General features: G+C 71.4%; 17 protein-coding genes. 5 read left to right on the forward strand and 12 right to left on the reverse strand.

Going from position 1 to position 18,497, the window contains the following annotated elements:
• Nucleotides 1-17: 17 nt before the first annotated feature.
• Nucleotides 18-1,178, reverse strand: a complete 1,161-nt coding sequence (locus ACIBEJ_RS26260) for an SLC13 family permease (RefSeq protein WP_397185474.1) — start codon at nt 1,176-1,178, stop codon at nt 18-20.
• A gap of 57 nt (nt 1,179-1,235) precedes the next feature.
• Here ACIBEJ_RS26260 and ACIBEJ_RS26265 point away from each other — a divergent pair, with 57 nt between their 5' ends.
• Nucleotides 1,236-6,791 carry a TIR domain-containing protein gene (locus ACIBEJ_RS26265; RefSeq protein ID WP_397185475.1) on the forward strand — a complete coding sequence of 1,852 codons (5,556 nt, stop codon included), beginning with the start codon at nt 1,236-1,238 and terminating at the stop codon, nt 6,789-6,791.
• Between the two features lie 433 nt (nt 6,792-7,224).
• On the opposite strand, the gene coaE is transcribed toward ACIBEJ_RS26265, so the two are convergent.
• The 4 genes from coaE to ACIBEJ_RS26285 are packed head-to-tail and all read right to left on the reverse strand — an operon-like array spanning nt 7,225 to nt 9,413.
• Nucleotides 7,225-7,827 carry a dephospho-CoA kinase gene (coaE, locus tag ACIBEJ_RS26270; RefSeq protein ID WP_397185476.1) on the reverse strand — a complete coding sequence of 201 codons (603 nt, stop codon included), beginning with the start codon at nt 7,825-7,827 and terminating at the stop codon, nt 7,225-7,227.
• Nucleotides 7,828-7,831: 4 nt separating this feature from the next.
• The gene (locus ACIBEJ_RS26275) at nt 7,832-8,287 is read right to left on the reverse strand and encodes a GNAT family N-acetyltransferase (protein ID WP_397186089.1); all 456 of its coding nucleotides are present in this window, start codon (nt 8,285-8,287) and stop codon (nt 7,832-7,834) included.
• A 12-nt stretch (nt 8,288-8,299) separates the two neighbouring features.
• On the reverse strand, nt 8,300-8,818 hold the full coding sequence (locus tag ACIBEJ_RS26280) for a DoxX family protein (RefSeq protein WP_397185477.1): 519 nt from the start codon (nt 8,816-8,818) through the stop codon (nt 8,300-8,302).
• A 25-nt stretch (nt 8,819-8,843) separates the two neighbouring features.
• Nucleotides 8,844-9,413: a PadR family transcriptional regulator gene (locus tag ACIBEJ_RS26285; RefSeq protein ID WP_397185478.1), complete on the reverse strand. Its 570-nt coding sequence runs from the start codon at nt 9,411-9,413 to the stop codon at nt 8,844-8,846.
• 126 nt (nt 9,414-9,539) lie between these two features.
• Here ACIBEJ_RS26285 and ACIBEJ_RS26290 point away from each other — a divergent pair, with 126 nt between their 5' ends.
• Entirely contained in the window at nt 9,540-9,998 is a 459-nt protein-coding gene (locus tag ACIBEJ_RS26290; RefSeq protein ID WP_397185479.1) for an SRPBCC domain-containing protein, read from the forward strand.
• 36 nt (nt 9,999-10,034) lie between these two features.
• On the opposite strand, the gene ACIBEJ_RS26295 is transcribed toward ACIBEJ_RS26290, so the two are convergent.
• The 4 genes from ACIBEJ_RS26295 to ACIBEJ_RS26310 form a co-directional block, all read right to left on the reverse strand.
• Nucleotides 10,035-10,355: a plasmid stabilization protein gene (locus ACIBEJ_RS26295; protein ID WP_397185480.1), complete on the reverse strand. Its 321-nt coding sequence runs from the start codon at nt 10,353-10,355 to the stop codon at nt 10,035-10,037.
• 82 nt (nt 10,356-10,437) lie between these two features.
• Nucleotides 10,438-10,650: a hypothetical protein gene (locus tag ACIBEJ_RS26300; protein WP_397185481.1), complete on the reverse strand. Its 213-nt coding sequence runs from the start codon at nt 10,648-10,650 to the stop codon at nt 10,438-10,440.
• Between the two features lie 29 nt (nt 10,651-10,679).
• Nucleotides 10,680-11,126, reverse strand: a complete 447-nt coding sequence (locus ACIBEJ_RS26305; protein WP_397185482.1) for an EF-hand domain-containing protein — start codon at nt 11,124-11,126, stop codon at nt 10,680-10,682.
• A gap of 63 nt (nt 11,127-11,189) precedes the next feature.
• A complete protein-coding gene (locus ACIBEJ_RS26310) occupies nt 11,190-11,549 on the reverse strand; it encodes an STAS domain-containing protein (protein ID WP_397185483.1) in 360 nt (119 codons plus the stop codon).
• An 86-nt stretch (nt 11,550-11,635) separates the two neighbouring features.
• On the opposite strand from ACIBEJ_RS26310, the gene ACIBEJ_RS26315 reads away from it, so the two are divergent.
• The 3 genes from ACIBEJ_RS26315 (at nt 11,636) to ACIBEJ_RS26325 (ending at nt 14,431) form a co-directional block, all read left to right on the forward strand.
• Nucleotides 11,636-11,947 carry a helix-turn-helix transcriptional regulator gene (locus tag ACIBEJ_RS26315; protein ID WP_397185484.1) on the forward strand — a complete coding sequence of 104 codons (312 nt, stop codon included), beginning with the start codon at nt 11,636-11,638 and terminating at the stop codon, nt 11,945-11,947.
• Between the two features lie 279 nt (nt 11,948-12,226).
• On the forward strand, nt 12,227-13,438 hold the full coding sequence (locus ACIBEJ_RS26320; protein WP_397185485.1) for a glycosyltransferase: 1,212 nt from the start codon (nt 12,227-12,229) through the stop codon (nt 13,436-13,438).
• Between the two features lie 30 nt (nt 13,439-13,468).
• A complete protein-coding gene (locus ACIBEJ_RS26325) occupies nt 13,469-14,431 on the forward strand; it encodes a DNA topoisomerase IB (protein ID WP_397185486.1) in 963 nt (320 codons plus the stop codon).
• Here the strand turns inward: ACIBEJ_RS26325 and ACIBEJ_RS26330 are convergent.
• From ACIBEJ_RS26330 to ACIBEJ_RS26340, 3 genes are all read right to left on the reverse strand, one after another.
• A complete protein-coding gene (locus ACIBEJ_RS26330; RefSeq protein WP_397185487.1) occupies nt 14,419-15,000 on the reverse strand; it encodes a dihydrofolate reductase family protein in 582 nt (193 codons plus the stop codon). The two genes, ACIBEJ_RS26325 and ACIBEJ_RS26330, sit on opposite strands and share 13 nt — an antisense overlap.
• A 133-nt stretch (nt 15,001-15,133) precedes the next feature.
• Nucleotides 15,134-16,627: a 30S ribosomal protein S1 gene (gene rpsA, locus ACIBEJ_RS26335; protein ID WP_397185488.1), complete on the reverse strand. Its 1,494-nt coding sequence runs from the start codon at nt 16,625-16,627 to the stop codon at nt 15,134-15,136.
• Between the two features lie 213 nt (nt 16,628-16,840).
• Nucleotides 16,841-18,028, reverse strand: a complete 1,188-nt coding sequence (locus tag ACIBEJ_RS26340) for a polysaccharide deacetylase family protein (RefSeq protein WP_397185489.1) — start codon at nt 18,026-18,028, stop codon at nt 16,841-16,843.
• Nucleotides 18,029-18,497 lie beyond the last annotated feature (469 nt).

An 18,497-nucleotide genomic window follows, 5' to 3' on the forward strand; every position in this document is an offset into this window, starting at 1 on the left:
CGATCAGACCAACATAATCACACCGCGCCCAGCGCCCAGACCGCCGCCACCAGGGCGGTGACCGCCAGGACCGCGCCGGTGAGCACGAAGCGGCGCATCGGCACCTTCACGCCGTGGCGGCTGCACGACTCGAACCACAGCAGGGTCGCCAGCGACGCCCACGGGGTGATGACGGGGCCGACGTTCGTGCCGATCAGCACGGCCAGCAGCTGGTCGTGGTCCGCGACCTCCTCCAGCGCCTGGTAGGCGGGCAGGTTGTTGATGGCGTTGGACAGGCCCGCGCCCACGGCGGCGGTGCGGTACGGGTCGTCGCCGTCGCCGATCATCCAGGTCATCACGTCGCCCAGGCCGTGCAGGCTCAGCGCGGGGACGACCAGGAACAGCCCGGTGACGAAGATGAGCAACTGCCAGGGGATCAGGCTCCAGGTCAGGCGCTTGCGGTCGCGCAGGAAGAAGGCCACCACGACGACCAGCGCGGCGATCGTGGCGGCGATGTGGACCTCCTGGTCGAGCAGGAGCGCGCCGATGAACAGCACGCAGGCCGCCGACGCCGACCAGAACAGCACGGTGTCGGCGATCGGTTCCAGCGCGGGCGGGACGTAGCGGGCCTCGCCGCGCCGGCCCGCGCGCCAGAAGAACAGCCAAAGGAACGCCATCGTCACCACGATCGCGGCCACCTGCGGCGCCCACATGCGGCCGGCGAACTCCCGGTTGGACATCTGCAGGGCGTTCATGCCCAGCAGATTCGTCAGGTTGGAGACCGGCAGCAGGAGGCTCGCGGTGTTGGCCAGCCAGATCGTGGTCATCGCCAGGGGCAGCGCGGCGATGCCGGCGCGGGCGGCCAGGGCGAGCATGACCGGGGTGAGGAGGACCGCCGTGGTGTCCAAGTTCAGAAATATCGTGACAAAGGAGGCGAAAGCCGTACACAGGAAGAAAAGGGCGAGGTAGCTACCGCGGCCGAGCACCGCCATCCTGGCCGCGATCGCGTCGAAGACCTGCGCCTCCTTGGTCAGCTCCGCCAGCACGATCACGCCGACCAGGAACAGCAGCAACGGGGCGATCTCGTCGAACCGCTCGACCGCGACGTTCAGCGGCAGCCACCCCGTGGCCACGAAGGCCACTCCCAGCGCGAGCAGCCCGATCCTGACCCAGTCGAGCGCGGACAGTCGCCTCCACACCCGACGATGATCGCACACCACCTCCAAATCGCCGATCCCACGCGGGATACTGGGCAGATGGCGCGTGACGGAAGGCCCACGGACATCTTCGTCAGCTACTCCCCCGCCGACACGGCGTGGGCCACCTGGATCGCCTGGCAACTGGAGGCGGCCGGATATCGGACCATGATCCAGGACTGGGACTTCGTGCCCGGCACCAACTTCATCGACTTCATGGACCGGGGCGTCAGCGAGGCCCAGCTCGTCGTGGCGGTGCTCTCGCGCAACTACCTGACCTCGCGCTACGGCCGCATGGAGTGGCAGGCCGCGCTGCGCGCCGACCCGGACAACCCCTCCAACAAGCTCGTCACCATCCGGCTGGAGGACGTCCAGCTCGAAGGGCTGCTGTCCACGATCACCTGGGTGGACCTGCTCGGCGTGACCGATCCGGGGCTGGCCAGGGCACTGCTGCTCGGCCGGGTACGCGCCGCGCTGGCCGGCCGCGCCAAACCGGAACTCGCGCCCGCCTTCCCCGACGGCGCCGGCGAGCCCGCCCCCGCGCCCACGCTTCCGGAACCCGGCGCCCGCTCACGCGCCCGTCGCACGCCCGTGACCGCGCCCGGCTTCCCGCCCCAGGCGGAGGCGGCCCGCTCGCGCGAGTCGGTCAGCGTGCTGCACATCGGCGGACCGCGCTTCGGCCGGGCGCTGCCGGAGCCGGGCGAGCCGTTCACGCCCGAGGACATGCAGGCCAGGATCTGGGCCGACCTGACCGGCCTGTACGACCAGGGCATGCCGCGTCCCGACCTGATGGTCGTCAGCGGCAACCTCACCGAGTCCGGCAGCCTCGGCCAGTTCGGCCAGGCCACCCGCTTCCTCACCGACCTGCGTCACCTCGTCGGGCTCGAACCGCACCGGCTGGCCGTGGTTCCCGGACCGCGCGATGTCACCAAGGCCGCCGCGAGCGCGTACTTCCTGACCTGCGAGGCCGACGACGTCAGCCCGCAGCCGCCGTACTGGCCGAAGTGGCGGCACTTCGCGGGGCTGTTCGCCGAGGTCTTCCAGGGGCTCGACGACCGGGTCTTCGACGGCGGCCAGCCGTGGTCGCTGTTCGAGATCCCCGACCTGAAGGTGGTGCTCGCCGGCTTCAACTCCACGATGGCGATGAGCCACCTGGAGCGCGACGCGTACGCGCTGCTCGGCGAGGGTCAGGCGGCCTGGTTCGCCGAACGGCTGCGCCCCTACGAGGAGCGCGGCTGGCTGCGGCTCGGCGTGATCGGCCATCCGGTGCGGGAGCTCAGCGACGCCGCCACCTACGAACGCCTGCTCGCCCACCGGGTCAACCTCCTCCTGGACGGCCCGGAGCTGCGGCCCGGCCGCCACCGCGTACTGGAGCTGACCCGCGAGGGCCTGCGCGCCTGGACGCCCGACGACGGCCGGCCCGAGCGCGAGAAGCGCCCCTGGCGCTCGGCCCAGGAGACCTTCCGCACCTCCCAGAGCGCCCCGCCCACGCCGGGACCCGTCCCCGACGCCGAACCGGAACCGGCTCCGCCCGCCCCCCGCCCCGTCGACCTGCTGCTCGACCGGCTCACCGAGGTCTGCGAGGCCAGGCACGAGCGGGCCAGGATCCGCCGCTTCCCCGACCATCTGGTCGTCACCTACCCCGAGGACGGGTTCGTGCGCCAGTCCATGGTCGGCGCGCACGCCGGCACGCCCACGGCCGAGGACGCCGAGCGCTTCGCCCGCCAGGCACACGCCTCCGGCCTGCAGGCCGAGCTCGTCTACCAGGGCCCGCCCCCGGAACGTTCCCTGCGCGAGGACCTCATGCGCCGCGGCGTACGCCTGCGCAGCTTCACCGAGTTCCAGGGCCTGCTCGACCTGTCCGGCTACGTCGCCGAGCAGACCGCGAGGCTGGCCGGCGACCGCCGCTACCCGCCCGATCTGTACGTGCCGCAGCGCTACCGTGCCCTCGACCGCCCTGGCAGGGTCGAGCAGGGGCTGACCGACGAGCTGATGCGCCAGCTCTCCGCCGACCACGGCCGTTTCCTGCTGCTGCTCGGCGAGTTCGGGCACGGCAAGACGTTCGCGCTGCGGGAGCTGGCCCGGCGCATCCCGGCCGAGCTGCCCCACCTGACGCCGATCTTCATCGAGCTGCGGGCCCTGGACAAGGCGCACTCGGTCGACGCGCTCGTCGCCGCGCACCTGGCCAACCACCGCGAGGAGGTCATCGACCTCAAGGCGTTCCGCTACCTGCTCGGCCAGGGGCGCATCGTGCTGCTGTTCGACGGGTTCGACGAGCTGGTGACCCGGCTGACCTACGACCGGGCGGCCGACCACCTGTCCACGTTGCTGGCGGCGGCGGTGGACAAGGCGAAGATCGTGGTGGCCAGCCGTACGCAACATTTCAAGTCGCAGAGCCAGGTGCTGACCACGCTCGGCGAGCGCGTGGGGGTGCTGCCGCAGCGCCGGGTGTTCGCCGTGGAGGACTTCACCCACGCCCAGATCCGCGCGTACCTGGAGAACCGGTTCACCGACGGCGACGAGGCCGTGGCCCGCATGTCGCTCATGGAGGGCATCAAGGACCTGATCGACCTCGCGCAGAACCCGCGCATGCTCAGCTTCATCGCCGACCTCGACGCCGACCGGCTGCGTACGGTGGCCACGACCCGCCACACGATCAGCCCGGCGCTGCTGTACGAGGAGATCCTCAGCTCGTGGCTGCGTTTCGAGGAGCAGCGCACCAGCATCCCCGGCTCGGCCGGCATGCTCAGCGTGGACGAGCTGTGGCGGGCCGTCACCGCGCTGGCCCTGCGGCTGTGGGACACCGGCGAGGCCTTCCTCGGCCTGGCCGAGCTGACCGAGCTCGCCGAGACCCTCAGCGACCTGGCCGACGGGCAGCTCACCGGGCCGCAGACCGCGCACGCCGTGGGCACGGGCAGCCTGATGGTCCGCACCGACGAGGGCATGTTCGGCTTCATCCACGCCTCGGTGATGGAGTGGCTGATCGCCCGGCACATCGCCGCCGGGCACTGGGAGGCGCTGTCGCGGCGGCCGCTGTCGGCGCTGACCGTGGAGTTCCTGTGCGACCTGGCCGACTCCGCGGCGCTGCGCGCCTGGCTGGCCGAGCCGCCCGCCGACGACGTGACCACCGCCAACGCCATCAAGATCAGCACCCGGCTGCGCACGCCCGCCCAGGCCGACCTGCGCGGCGCGGACCTGCGCGGCGAGGACCTGTCCGGCCGTGACCTGACCGGCGTCGACCTCACCGGCGCCGACCTGACCGGCGCCACCCTCGCCGGCACGAACCTGTCGCGGGCCAGGCTCACCTCGGCCAAGCTGGCCGGGGCCAAGCTCGACGGCGCCCGGCTGACCGGCGCCGACCTGTCCGGGGCGGACCTGTCCGGGGCCCGCCTGGCCAGGGCCGACCTCAGCGACGTGGCCGCCGAGGGCACCCGCTGGCACCGTGCCGCGCTGATCAACGTGACCGGCACCCTGCCACCGGCGCGGGAGCTCCACGGCGCCGCCGTCGTGCCGGGGCAGCCGGTCGAGGTGCACCTCGCGCCGGCCGGGATCGGCGTGCCGTACGGCTTCCACTTCCAGACCACGCGCCTGCCCGAGCCCGTCGCCTACAGCCCCGACGGCTCCACGCTGGCGATCGGCAACCAGGACGGCGGCGTGCTGCTGTGCGTGGACGGCCGGCCCGTGCGCACGCTCCAGGAGCACACCGGCCGCGTGTACGCCGTCACCTTCGCCGGCGACCTGCTGGCCACGGGCGCCAGCGACGGCCAGGTGCTGCTCTGGGACGCGCTCACCGGCGAACTGCGCCACCGCCTGCCCGGCCACCCCGACGGGGTCTGGCCGCTGCGGCTCAGCCCGGACGGCGGGCTGGTCGTGGCGGGCGACGCCGACGGCATCGTGCACGTGTGGGACACCGCCACCGCCAGCCTCGTCCACGACCTGGCCGGCCATGAGGCGCCGGTGTTCACCGCCGCGTTCGCCGGCGACGCGCTCGTGACCGGCGACGCCGCGGGCGTGGTGCGGGTGTGGGACGTCGCGGCCGGCCGCCTGACCGGCACCCTCGACGGGCACCGCGGCGCCGTCTACCGCGTCGTGGCCGGCGGGCGCTGGGTGGCCACCGGCGACGAGGCCGGCACCGTCCGCGTCTGGAACGCCGCCACCTGGGCCCTGGAGCAGACCCTCACCGGGCACGCCAGGAGCGTCTACTGCGTGGCCTTCTCCCCCGGCGGCAACCTGCTGGCCAGCGGGGACACCGCGGGAGCCGTACGGTTGTGGGACCCGGCCACCGGCACCTCGCACGGCGTCCACACCAGCCACTCCGCCTCCGTCTACCAGGTCGCCTTCTCCCCCGACGGGCACACCGTGGCCACCGGTGACGCCAACGGCGCCGTGCGGCTGCAGGACGTGGGCGGCGGGCGCCGTACCGAGCTGAGCGGCCACCGCAGCTCGGTGTGGCCCTTCGCGTTCCGCCCCGACGGCGAGCAACTGGCCACCAGCAGCAACGACGGCACCGTCCGGCTGTGGGAGCCGGCGAGCGGCCGCTGCCAGCAGGTGCTGCGCGGCCACGGCAGGCGCATCTCCTCGGCCAGGTTCAGCGCCGACGGCTCCATGCTGGCCACCAGCGGCAACGACGGCATCGTCCGCATCTGGGAGCCGCGCACCGGGCGGCGGCTGCGCGAGCTGACCGGCAGCGCCGATCGGCTGATCTCCGCCACGTTCGCCCCGTCGGGGCCGCTGCTGGCCACCTCCAGCAACGACGGCGGCGTGCACTTCTGGAACGGCGCCACCGGCGACTACGAGCGCGAGCTCAACGCCGAGACCGACCACGTGTGGGCCGAGGCGTTCAGCCCCGACGGCTCGCTGCTGGCCACGGCCAACGACGACGACAGCGTCCGCGTCTGGTACCGCCCCACCGCACGCCTGCTCAGCAACCTCGCCGACCACCGCGGCCGGGTCCGCTCGATCGCCTTCAGCCCCGACGGCCGCTACGTGGCCACCGGCTGCGACGACCGGCTGGTGCGCATCTGGCATGTCGAGTCCGGTGGCCGCGTGGCCACCCTCGAAGGCCACACCGACCGCGTCCACTCCGTCGTCTTCTCCCCGAGCGGCCGGCACCTGGCCAGCGCCAGCAACGACGGCAAGGCCATGATGTGGGAGCTGCGGCCAGGCCAGCCCTGGCAGCCGCGCCTGATGCACACCCTCACCAGGAAGACCGGCCGCCTCTGGAGCGTCGCCTTCTCCCACGACGGCTTCCGGCTGGCCACCGGCGGCGACGATCCCGCCGTCCACATCTGGGACACGGCCTCCGGCCGTCTCCTCCACACACTGTACGGCCACGCCCGCCGCGTCTGGTCGGTCGCCTTCAGCCCGTCGGAGGACCTCCTGGCCAGCGCGGGAGACGACGGCATCGTGATCCTGTGGGCCGGAACCGAACGCCGGGCGACACTGCTGGCCCTGCCGGAGGGATGGGCGGCGCTGGCGCCCGACGGCAGGTACAAGCTGGAGGGACAGGTCGGCGGCCAGTTCTGGCACGTGGTGGGCATGTCGAGATTCGACCTCGGCGAGCTGGACGTGCACCTGCCGGGCGTCAGGCAGATCCCGCTGGAGGCCGACATCTGAACCCGCCAGATGGCGCTCGCGGGCCGGCGGGCTCGTCATCGCCGACCACGTCGCGCAGGGCCGGAAGCGCCCCACATCACGCTCCTCGTGGCCCGCCCCTCGGCCGCCGTCGGCGCGGTCCCCGCCCTCTACTTCGTCCACGGCGGCGGCATGATGTTCGGCGACCACCGCCTGGGCCTGCCCCCCTCACCTGCGCCGGCCGCACCGCCATCCGTGACCCAGGGATCATCCGGTGGCAGGTGTGACCGCAGCCGCTCGTCGAACCCGTCCTCCACGTCCCGGTACGACCGGTACTCCGGTCCGATGAGTGGCGCGACTCGGCAGAGATCAGGTCGGAATCCGGGACTCTAAGGATCTGAGCCGGTCCCCCCTGGTCCTCGCCGCCTCCGACTACGCCGATCTCATCCAGCGCATCAAGCGGTCCAGCCTCTGACTACCCACGGCCCGCGCGCCGCCGCAGTTCCTCCCAAGCCTCATCCACCCGCTCACCCAGCTCCTCCAGCGACCCCTCGTTGGGAACCACCAGGTCGGCGATGGCGAGCCGGGCCTCGCGGGAGGACTGCGCGGCGATGCGGGCCTTGGCGTCCCGCTCCGGCATGCCCCGGTGCTCGGCCAGGCGGCGGATACGCGTGTCGTCGGCCGCGTCCACCACGATGACCACGTCGTACATGGGAGCCAGGTTGTTCTCGGCCAGCAACGGCACGTCGTACACGACGATGGCGTCGGCGGCGGCCTGGTTCTGGAGGGTGGCCACGCGTTCGCCCACCAGCGGGTGGACGATGGCGTTGAGGGTGGCGAGCTGGTCGGCGTCGGAGAAGACGACGGCGCCGAGCCTCTCGCGGTCGAGGGTGCCGTCCGGGCGGAGGATCTCGTGGCCGAAGGCGGCCACCACGCGGGCCAGGCCCTCGGTGCCGGGCTCCACCACCTCGCGGGCGATCTTGTCGGCGTCGATCACCACGGCGCCCTTGGCGGCCAGCCGCTTGGACACTTCGCTTTTACCGGAGCCGATCCCGCCGGTGAGTCCCACCTTCAGCACGTGATCAGCGTACCGAGCCCGGACGGCGCAGGTGCACCAGCGTCAGGTGGTCGTCCATCCGCTCGCGGTGCGTCTCCCGGTAGCCGAGCCGGTGGTACAGGCGCAGGCTCATCGACAGGTGCCCCGTGAACAGGTCGAAGGCCGTCGCCTCCGCCACCTGTTCATGCAGGGCGGTCAGCAGCGCGGTGCCCAGCCCCTCGCCCTGGCGGTCGGGGGCGATGACGAGCCGCCCGACCAGGCACGTGGTGCCGGACAGCTGGCCGCGCACGGCGCCGACGATGCGGGCGCCGTCAACGGCCTTGAGGACGGTCGCGCCCTCCACCGCCTTGCGCACCTGCTCGGCCGACTCCACCAGCGGCGCGATGAACGGGTCGCCGTAGAGCTGGGCCTCGGTGACGTAGGCCGCACGCTGAAGCGTGAGGATCTCCCCGGCGTCGGCCGCGACTGCCCGCTCTATCAGCACCCGCTCACTTTACTCATCCCGTGCGGGCGTGTCCCTGCCTCGTTGTGACAGTACGGCTGCCGCCGCCCCCACCCCCAGCGCGAGCGCGGCCAGCCCCCACCCGAGCCCCTTGCGGTCCAGCCCGAACAGCGCGTCCACCGAGAACCTCCCCGGCCCGTGCACGGCCAGCGCCGTGGCCCCGATCCCCAGCAGCATCGGGTACTCGAAGCCCCCGTCCTGCGCCCACAGCCCCTTGGGCAGGTGGACGGAGACGGTGGCGTTCGTCATCACGGAGATGAGCCCGGCGCAGGAGAGCGGGGTGGCCGCGCCGAGCGCGATCCCGGCGCCCGACCCGAACTCCCCGAGCCCGGCGGCCAGCGCCATGAGCCTGCCGTGGGGGTAGCCGAGCGCGGTCATCATCTCGCCGGTCCTGTCGGGCCCGCCGCCGCCGAACCAGCCGAACAGCTTCTGCGCGCCGTGCCCCATGAGCAGAAGCCCCGCGGGCACCCGCAGCAGCAGCACCCCGACATCATCCGCATGATCCTTCATGCAGAGATATATACCCACTTAGTGGCTAATGTCCGATGTCGTCGGCCATCGTGTACGCGCCGTTGCGCAGCCGTTCGATCAGACCCAGCGTCCACTGCGCCCCGCTGTCGGCCGTGTGGACCCACATCCCGAGCACCTCGCCCACGGCGCCCCAATCCTCCGGAGCCGCCCCGGGCGTCCACTCCTTGGTCACCGCGTCCCGCCACTCCTCCAGCCCCTGAACCCGCCGCAGCAGCAGTTCGACCGCCTCGGCCCTGGACAGGTCCTCGATGAAGCCGACGCCCGCGGTGATCACGTCGAGCCGCTGGTCGTGGCGGGTGAGCGCGTCCCGCAGCAACGAAAAGTACTCCTGCTCACCGACCGGCGTGATCTCGTACTCGGTACGCGGCGGCCCGCCCGCGGTGCTCGGCGCGACGTCGTGGGCCAGCATTCGCCCCTGGGCCGCCATCTGCTTGAGCCCGTGGTAGATGGAGCCGGGTTTCATCCCCGCCCACTCATGGGCACCCCAGGACTCAAGGTCGCTACGCACCTGGTAGCCGTGGGCCCGGCCGCGCCGGCGTACCGCACCCAGGATCAGCAGGCGTGTAGCTGACATCGTCCACCCTTCGTCGCCCTCACCCGAGCCTACGCGCGACAGGAGCACAAAAGGGCGGCCACCACCAGCACGTACTTGTCGCGGGCCATCCTTCGGACAGGGTACGGCGGGCCGTAAGCTGGGCGCATGCCCACGACGCAGGTTTCCCGGCTGGTCCGAGCCCCGCGGTCGGCCGTCTACCAGGCACTTCTCGACCCGGGCGCGATCGCGGCGTGGCGGGTGCCCGAGGGGATGAGCAGCCACGTGCACACGTTCGAGGCCCGCGAGGGCGGGTATTTCCGGGTGTCCCTGACGTACCACTCAAGCGATGAGGAGGGGAAGTCCGGCGGCAACACCGACACCTACCACGGGCGCTTCGTCCAGTTGGTGCCGGATGAGCGGGTGGTGGAGGTCGTCGAGTTCGAGTCGGCCGATCCGGCGATGGGCGGCGAGATGACGATGACCACGACGCTGGCCGACGCCGACGGCGGCACCGAGGTCGTCATCCTGCACGAGGGCCTGCCCGAGGCCGTCTCGCCGGCCGCCAACGAGACCGGCACCCGCATGGCGCTCGACAACCTGGCCAGACTTCTCGAAAGCCGCTGAAAGGGCCGTCCTAGAGCGGACGGCCCTGGCGGCGGGTCAGCCGACGGCCTTCTGCAACTGGGCCTTCGTCATCTTGGAACGGCCCTTGATGTTGCGCCGCTTGGCCTCGGCGTAGAGCTGGTCGCGGGTGCGGCCGCCGGCGCCGGAGTGCGAGCGCAGCCCGCCACGCCGCCCGGAGGAGATGTCCTGCGTGGAGGTACGGCTGGCCGTCTTCGCCTCACCCGAGCGCGCCCGCTCCTTGTTCACCGTGCGAGCCGCGATCTCCTTGGCACGCTTGTCGCTCGTGCCGCGCTTCTTGGCGCTGTCCTTGATGTGCTCGTACTGCCGTTCCCGTTTCGGGCTGGATCCCCGAGGCATTTTGTCATCCTTTCGCAAGGGCCGATTCCGGCCCTGCTCCTTGAGTTCTCCCAGGTCACCCCTGCCCGCGTATCCCCCGCAATCACCTCATCGTCCGACAAAAAGCGCCAGACCCCCTGCGACGCAGGCGTTGTACGGCCACGCCGGCCGCCACCCCGCACGCCGCCACCAGGCACACCCGCAGCACCCGGCGCCCCTTCCGGCCACGCTCCCCGCTCGCGGCGCCGGTGAGGCTGCCCGCGATGACGGTGGCGGTCTGGCGGTCGGCCTGCCTGTCCAGGTCGTGGTCGTTCATGGTCCCCTTTTCCCTCGGTCGGGCGGTCCTCATGCCTCGCGGTAGGCGCGCACGAAGGCCTCGTACACCTCGCACGGCAGGGCGGCGCGGCCCTGCGGGTGGACGTTGCGTAAGAACGCGGTCACCTGGGCCCGCGAGAAGTCCAGGCCGCGGCGGCGCAGGTAGTCCAGCAGCGCGCCGGTGTCGATGACCGGGCTGCCGAAGCCGGCGAAGACCAGTTCGCCGCCGTAGAAGGGCGCCGGGGCGCGTTCGCGTAGCTGGGCGAACTCCGCGCGCGAGATGCGGCCGTCGCCGTCGCCGTCGGTCAGCCCGATGAGGAACTCGACGTCCGACCTGGTGACCGGCTGTGCCATGAGGCCGAGCCCGAGCAGGATCTCGTCCGCGGACAGGAGTCCGTCGCGATCGCTGTCGAACAGGTCGAAGACATCCCGGTCCGCCCAGACGGCTGCTGGCGCTCTCTGCGCGCCGTACAACATGGAAGATCGCCTCCTCGTCGGAATGTTCACCAACTACCCGACAAAGAGGGAAAAATCCACAAATTAGGGTCGATGTCCGTTTGACGACACGGCCACCCAGGCCCGTTCGAGGGTGTCGTGGACGTTCAGCCGGTCCAGGACCCCGGTGATCCGCAGCACCCGGACCGGCATCGGCTGGACGGCCGCCAGGTGCACCGGACTGCCTTGGCCCTCACCCAGGAGGTGGGCGCTCAGCAGGACCTTCAGGCCGCTGCTGTCCAGGAACGTCATTCCGGCCAGGTCGAGCACCACCGGCACCCCTGGCCTGCGCGCCTGCTCGATCGCCGTCGCCAGCCCGGCGGAGTTGGTGGCGTCGACCTCGCCGGCGACACGGATCAGCGTGACGCCGCGCGCATGCTCACAACTGACGTCGAGACCGCTCACGGCAGCAGCTTAACCCCGACGACCTTTTCCGGAAAGAGAGTTCCCCAATCGTTGAAGTTACGGTCAGGGGCCGTAAGGATGGGATTATGGGTAGCTCTGATGATCGCTCGTCGTGGACCTTCCTGACCCACCACGCGCGGGTGCTGCTGGAGATCGCCCGTGACCCGGACGCCCGGCTGCGCGAGATCGCGCTCACGATCGGCATCACGGAGCGTGCGGTGCAGGGCATCGTGACCGACCTGGAGCACGCCGGATATCTCACCCGCGACCGGGTCGGACGCCGCAACCGCTACGAGCTCAACCTCGACCGGGGCTTCCGCTACCCGACCGAGGCACACGCGCCGGTGCGCGCCCTGATCGAACTGTTCGTCCGAGAGGCCCCCACCGGCGACTCCTGACCCCTGCTCCCCGCCTGACCCCGCCCTGCCGAGGTTTGAGGACCCCGTTTCTCGGTAGCGAAGGTGGAGTCCGGCGGGGAGGAGCGTAGATGAGACGTCCCGGGTTCGACCCCCCGCCGGACGATCCAGCGTTACCCACGGTCCGCGCCCCCGCGAGGCGCTCCAGCCGCCCCAGCCATGGCGATGGCGCCTTGCTGGTGACTCGGCTTCGGCGCGGCCCGCGCTCTACAGCGATCTTTCGAGACCCGACCGAGCCTGTGGTCATAAGGAGCCGAGCCCATGAGAATCGCCATGATCTCCGAGCACGCCGACCCGCTGGCCGCCATCGGCGGCGTCGACGCCGGCGGCCAGAACGTCCACGTCGCCGCCCTGTCCTCGGCCCTGGCCGCGCGCGGGCACACGGTGGTCGTCCACACCCGTCGCACCTCCCCCGGCCAGCCGGAACAGGCGCCGATGGGGCCCGGAGTCACCGTGGACTACATCCCGGCCGGGCCTGCCGCGCCGGTGCCCAAGGACGGGCTGGTGCCGTACATGCCGGACTTCGCGCGGATCCTGCGCGAACGCTGGCGGCGCGAGCGGCCGGACGTGGTCCACGCCCATTTCTGGATGAGCGGGCAGGCGGCGCTCGCCGCCGCGCGCGACGTCCCCGTCGTGCTCACCTACCACGCGCTCGGCACCGTCAAGCGGCGCTGGCAGGGCGCGGCCGACACCAGCCCGCCGCACCGCGTCGGCACCGAGCGCACGATCGGCCGCCGCGCCGACGCGATCGTGGCCACCTGCGGTGACGAGGTGCGCGAGCTCGCCGCCATGGGCGTGCCGCCGGAGCGGGTTTCGGTCGTGCCGTGCGGCGTGGATCTCGACCGTTTCCGTCCCGCGCCGCCCGATCCCGTCCAGGTCAGCCGCTGGTGGTACGGCCCGCGTACCGGCGGCCGGATCCTCTGCCTGGCCCGGCTGGTGCCGCGCAAGGGCGTTGACACCGTCATCCAGGCGCTCCGCCGGCTGCCCGGCGCGCAGTTGCTCGTCGCGGGCGGCGACCCCGGCGACGGCGAACTGGCCCGGCTGCGCGCGCTGACCGCCATGCACGGCCTGGCCGGACGGGTCCGGCTCGTCGGCAGCGTGGCCAGGCCCGACGTGCCGGCCCTGATGCGCTCGGCCGACGTCGTGGTGACGGTGCCGTGGTACGAGCCGTTCGGGATCGTCGCGATCGAGGCGATGGCCTGCGGCGTGCCCGTGGTGGCCTCGGCCGTCGGCGGGCACCTGGACACGGTCGCGGGCTGGGGCGTGCTGGTGCCGCCACGACGTCCCCGCGCGCTGGCCAGGGCGCTGGGCGAACTGCTGGACTCCCCCGAGCGGCGCGAGGAGCTCGGCCAGGCCGGGGCCCGCCGGGCCCGCCGCCGGTACGGCTGGGCGCGCGTCGCCGAGCGTACCGAGGCCGTCTACACCCAGGTGATCAGCGGGCGGACGGTCCGGCTCGAGGCGTCCGGGTGCTAGCGGCGCCGTTTTTCGGGTAGGCGCGGGAGCGTGCGTCACAGCAGCCCGGAGGAACCGGGCATCACCCGGCGGCGGCGGGGGCGGGGGTTCAGCTATCACCACCCCGACGGCCGCCTCGTGCGCGACCGCCGTACGCTGGCCAGGATCCGCGCCCTGGCCATCCCGCCCGCCTGGCGCGAGGTGTGGATCTGCCGCGACGAGGGACACCTGCAGGCGGTGGGCACCGACGCGGCGGGCCGGCGCCAGTACCGCTACCACGACCGGTGGCGGGAGGAGCAGGACCGGCTCAAGTTCGACCGGGTGACCGAGATGGCCGGGCGGCTGCCCGCCTTCCGCCGCCGCGTACTCCGGCATCTGGGGCAGGACGGGCTGCCCCGCGAGCGGGTGCTGGCCGCCGGCGCGCGCATGCTGGACCTAGGGCTGTTCAGGGCGGGCGGCGCCGAGTACGACTCCTTCGGCCTGACCACGCTCAGGACCGAGCACGTCACCTGCACCGGCGACGGCGTCGTGTGCAGGTTCCCGGCCAAGGGCGGCAAGCCGCAGGAGACCGAGATCCGCGACCCGCACGTGCGCGAGGTGGTCACCGCGCTGCTGCGCACCGGCCACGACGGCGAGCTGCTGCGCTTTCGCAACGGCTCCGGCTGGAAGGACGTGCGCACCGAGGATCTCAACGGCTACCTGCGCGAGCTGCTCGACTGCGAGGTGTCGGCCAAGGACTTCCGCACCTGGCACGCCACCGTCCTGGCCGCCGAGGGGCTGGCCCGTACCCGCCGCCCCCGCGGCAGGCTGGGGCGGCGGCGCGCCGTGAAGCGCGTGGTCGAGCAGGTGGCCGGCCGCCTCGGCAACACCCCGGCGGTCGCCCTGTCCTCCTACATCGACCCGCGCGTCGTCAACGCCTACGAACGCGGCAGGACCGTGCCGCTCGACGGCGACCTGGAGCAGCAGGTCATCGAGCTGGTCCAGCGCACACGGCGTACCGCTCAGGCGGAGTAGGTCATGACGGCCACGCCGCTGTCCAGGATCTGGTGCGCGGTCAGCTTGTAGCGGCGGGCCTGGGCCCCGCTGCGCCCCGCGAACAGCGGCACGCCCGCGCCGGCGGTGACCGGGCTGACCTTGACCACGATCTCGTCGATCTCGTCGTAGAGCACGCCGGCCAGCTCCGCGCCGCCGACCAGCCAGATGCCGCCGCCGTCCGCGGCCTTCAGCTTCCTGACCCGCTCCACGGGGTCGCTCGCGACCACCTCGACGTCCGGGGCGGGCGCCGCGCCGAGCGTGCGGGAGAAGACCAGGTGCCGCAGATGCGGGTAGGCGTCGGTGACGCCCAGGTCAAGACCGATCTGGTACGAGCGCCGCCCCTCCAGCACCGTGTCGAAACGGGTACCCGGGTCCGTGACGCCGAGCGCCTGACGGGCGCCCACCGGCAGCGTCTCCGGGTAGTTCGCGACGACGAACTCGACGTAGTCCTGCCCGATGGCGAACAGCCCGTTCGACGGGTCGGCGTCGGAGGTCTCGGCGATGTAGCCGTCCAGGGTGGCGGCCACGAAATAGGTCAGCTTGCGCATATGGGTCGTTCCTTAGATCTGTTGTGAGCTGCAGACCCTACCGGATGCCCACCCAAAGGGACGAAACGGGCAAACAAGTCAGGCCCCGCACCGTGAGGTGCGGGGCCTGACCGGTTACGTGCTTGCCGAGCTGTTAGCTCTGGCCGCCCGCGAGCTTCTCGCGCAGCGCGGCGAGAGCCTCGTCGGAGGCCAGGGCGCCGCTGGCCGGAGCCGACGAAGAAGAGGACGAGGAGGAGCTGGCCGGAGCCGGCGTCTCACCGCTGTAGGACGAGGGAGCGGCCTCGCCGGCCTCCGCCTCGGCCTTGCGGGCCTCTTCGATCTGCTTCTTGTGGGCCTCGAAGCGGGTCTGGGCCTCGGCGTACTGCCGCTCCCACTCCTCGCGCTGGCGGTCGAAGCCCTCGAGCCACTCACCCGTCTCGGGGTCGAAGCCCTCGGGGTAGATGTAGTTGCCCTGGTCGTCGTAGGTGGCGGCCATGCCGTAGAGGGTCGGGTCGAACTCGACCTCGGTGCCGACACCCTCGTTGGCCTGCTTCAGCGACAGGCTGATGCGACGGCGGTCGAGGTCGATGTCGATGATCTTGACGAAGATCTCGTCGCCGACCTGGACGACCTGCTCCGGGATCTCCACGTGGCGCTCGGCCAGCTCGGAGATGTGGACCAGGCCCTCGATGCCCTCCTCGACCCGGACGAACGCGCCGAACGGCACCAGCTTGGTGACCCGGCCGGGGACGACCTGGCCGATCTGGTGGGTGCGGGCGAACTGCTGCCACGGGTCTTCCTGCGTCGCCTTGAGCGAGAGGCTGACGCGCTCGCGCTCCATGTCGACGTCGAGGACCTCGACCGTGACCTCCTGGCCGACCTCGACAACCTCGGACGGGTGGTCGATGTGCTTCCAGGACAGCTCCGACACGTGGACGAGGCCGTCGACGCCACCCAGGTCCACGAAGGCACCGAAGTTGACGATCGAGGACACGACGCCCTTGCGGACCTGGCCCTTCTGGAGGGTGTTGAGGAACGTCTGGCGGACCTCGGACTGCGTCTGCTCAAGCCAGGCGCGGCGCGACAGAACCACGTTGTTGCGGTTCTTGTCGAGCTCGATGATCTTCGCCTCGAGCTCGCGGCCGACGTAGGGCTGGAGGTCGCGGACCCGGCGCATCTCGACCAGGGAGGCCGGGAGGAAGCCACGGAGGCCGATGTCGAGGATGAGACCACCCTTGACGACCTCGATGACGGTGCCGGTGACGATGCCGTCCTCGTCCTTGATCTTCTCGATCGTGCCCCAGGCGCGCTCGTACTGCGCACGCTTCTTGGACAGGATCAGGCGACCCTCCTTGTCCTCCTTCTGGAGAACCAGGGCCTCTACGTGTTCGCCGACTTCCACGACGTCCGCGGGGTCGACATCGTGCTTGATCGAGAGCTCGCGCGAGGGGATGACACCCTCGGTCTTGTAGCCGATGTCGAGAAGAACCTCGTCTCGATCGACCTTGACGACGGTGCCCTCGACGATGTCGCCGTCGTTGAAGTACTTGATGGTCTCGTCGATCGCTGCGAGGAAGGCTTCCTCGGACCCGATGTCGTTGACCGCTACCTGCGGGGTGCTCGAGGTGGCCTCAGTGCTGGACGTCATGTGTGGAATTGCTCCGAACGCGGACAGATATCGATGTGGCGGCGCGCGGCAGGCCCTCTTCCGCATCAAGCCGAGGATTACGACATCGACGTGACCGAGCGCGAGCCCGCTCCGTCTGAGGCGCGCGCGAGCCCACAGCGCAGCGATCAGCATATGAGACCTAGCCGCGAGGGTCAATCCGAGAGAGCGATGACCTTCAAGGAACTCTCGCCGCTAGTAGGCGTTGACCTGGTCTCTCCGCTTCGGGGCGATATTACCCTGAAGCTTCTTCGGCACGGAGACGCGCTCGGGGTCACCGTCGGAGACGAAGCGCCATCCTGGGTGCTTCTGCAGCCATTCCAGCCAGTACTGCGAGCACCACTTACGGCATTCGCCCCGCTTGCCGTTGCTCTGGATCCGCTGGACGGCCCCGGGATCGTACCCCTTGGCGAAGGGCGACAGCGACGGCTCGGCCCCGGCCAGGAAGACCGCGTCGAAGTCGTAGCGCGTGCCGCCCCACTCCCCCTCGCGGGCGGCCTTCTTCTTGTGCGGCATGCTCCCGAACGGCAGCGCCATCGTCTTGGACGGCGGCACGCCGAGCTTCTTCAGCATCCGCTCCAGGCGGGCGATCTGCTCGCGCACCTTCTTGGTGCCCATGGCCCGCAGGTTGGGGTGCGCCCAGGTGTGGTTGGCCACCTCGAAGCCCTGCCGGTGCAGCCACTGCACCGCCGTGGCCTGCTGTTCGTGCTTCTGCAGTCCGAACGGGTAGTGATTGACCCAGAAGGTCGCGACAGGCCGGAAGGACGGGAACTTGCGGGCGACGTCGTAGATGATCGCGACGGCGGTGTTCCTGGCGGGCCGTCCCTGGTCGTCGAGGGCGAAGTGGCTCGAGTGGCCGTCGTCGAAGGTCAGCACGACGGGGAACTTGCCGGCCGGGACCTGGATCCGCCCGGCGGCGAACTCCGCGGCGGTGATCGGCACGTACCCCTGCTTGGCCAGCTTCTCCAGCTCCTGCCGTAGCTGGTCGGGGGTGCGGTCGATGGAGGCCATCCGCTTCTTGACGATGCGGTGGTACATGATGATCGGCACCAGCCCGGCCTCGTTGGCCTTCACCTGCTTGGCGAACTCGGGGGTGGCGACCACGGGCGGCGGCTGGCTCGCGGTGGGCACCGGGGCGGGCTGCGACGCCTGCGCGGACGGCTGCCCCGAGGAGGGCACAGGTTGCCCAGAGGGTTGCCCAGAGGGTTGCCCGGAGGGTTGCCCGGAGGGCTTCGGCTGGATCTGCCCCACCTTGACCGCCTCCGGCGGCACTTCGGCACCCGGATCGTCGCCCGGCATGATCATCAACGCGACGACCGCGACGAGGATGACCGCGACGTTCGCCGCACCGATGACACGCGTGGATGACAGTGAGGGCCGCACAGAACTCCCGTACCCGGTCGGGGAATGGCAAAGGTCCAGCGTAGTCCAGAAGCCCTTCCCACAAGGCCCACGGCACACCGTGTCCAGGCATGTCACACATCACACTGCAACATCACCCATGTCCGGAAATCACCCCCACAGTCCCCTCTGAACCGAGTCCCAAAACGCCAAGCCACATGCCCGGGACCGCGCCCAGCCCCCCGGGTCCCCCCGACCCCACCCCTGGGCGCGCACCCCGCTAGCGATCGCAGGTTGGCACCCAGCCTTGGGGCTGCGCCCACGCCCGCGCTGGTAGCGACGCCCCCACACGCGACTGCGGCGAGCCGCATGCCCGGGTCGGCGCCCAGCCCCGGTCACCTCGCCCCTGGCTCTGGTTGTGCCCGAAAGCTGCCGGGGTTACGACCCCTCCACCCGAGCGCCAACCGGAAGCCCTGGGGCACTTCCAGGGTTACCGGGGGTCGCGGGTTCT

The sequence above is a fragment of the Nonomuraea sp. NPDC050790 genome, assembly GCF_044456745.1.
Classification (GTDB): domain Bacteria; phylum Actinomycetota; class Actinomycetes; order Streptosporangiales; family Streptosporangiaceae; genus Nonomuraea.

What these genes read in the sequence shown, in the direction of transcription:
- ACIBEJ_RS26265 (WP_397185475.1), top strand. Translation starts at nt 1,236, where the DNA reads ATGGCGCGTGACGGAAGGCCCACGGACATCTTCGTCAGCTACTCCCCC.
- ACIBEJ_RS26280 (WP_397185477.1), bottom strand. Translation starts at nt 8,818, where the DNA reads ATGAAGGATCATGCGGATGATGTCGGGGTGCTGCTGCTGCGGGTGCCC.
- ACIBEJ_RS26285 (WP_397185478.1), bottom strand. Translation starts at nt 9,413, where the DNA reads ATGTCAGCTACACGCCTGCTGATCCTGGGTGCGGTACGCCGGCGCGGC.
- ACIBEJ_RS26290 (WP_397185479.1), top strand. Translation starts at nt 9,540, where the DNA reads ATGCCCACGACGCAGGTTTCCCGGCTGGTCCGAGCCCCGCGGTCGGCC.
- ACIBEJ_RS26295 (WP_397185480.1), bottom strand. Translation starts at nt 10,355, where the DNA reads ATGCCTCGGGGATCCAGCCCGAAACGGGAACGGCAGTACGAGCACATC.
- ACIBEJ_RS26300 (WP_397185481.1), bottom strand. Translation starts at nt 10,650, where the DNA reads ATGAACGACCACGACCTGGACAGGCAGGCCGACCGCCAGACCGCCACC.
- ACIBEJ_RS26305 (WP_397185482.1), bottom strand. Translation starts at nt 11,126, where the DNA reads ATGTTGTACGGCGCGCAGAGAGCGCCAGCAGCCGTCTGGGCGGACCGG.
- ACIBEJ_RS26315 (WP_397185484.1), top strand. Translation starts at nt 11,636, where the DNA reads ATGGGTAGCTCTGATGATCGCTCGTCGTGGACCTTCCTGACCCACCAC.
- ACIBEJ_RS26320 (WP_397185485.1), top strand. Translation starts at nt 12,227, where the DNA reads ATGAGAATCGCCATGATCTCCGAGCACGCCGACCCGCTGGCCGCCATC.
- ACIBEJ_RS26330 (WP_397185487.1), bottom strand. Translation starts at nt 15,000, where the DNA reads ATGCGCAAGCTGACCTATTTCGTGGCCGCCACCCTGGACGGCTACATC.
- rpsA (WP_397185488.1), bottom strand. Translation starts at nt 16,627, where the DNA reads ATGACGTCCAGCACTGAGGCCACCTCGAGCACCCCGCAGGTAGCGGTC.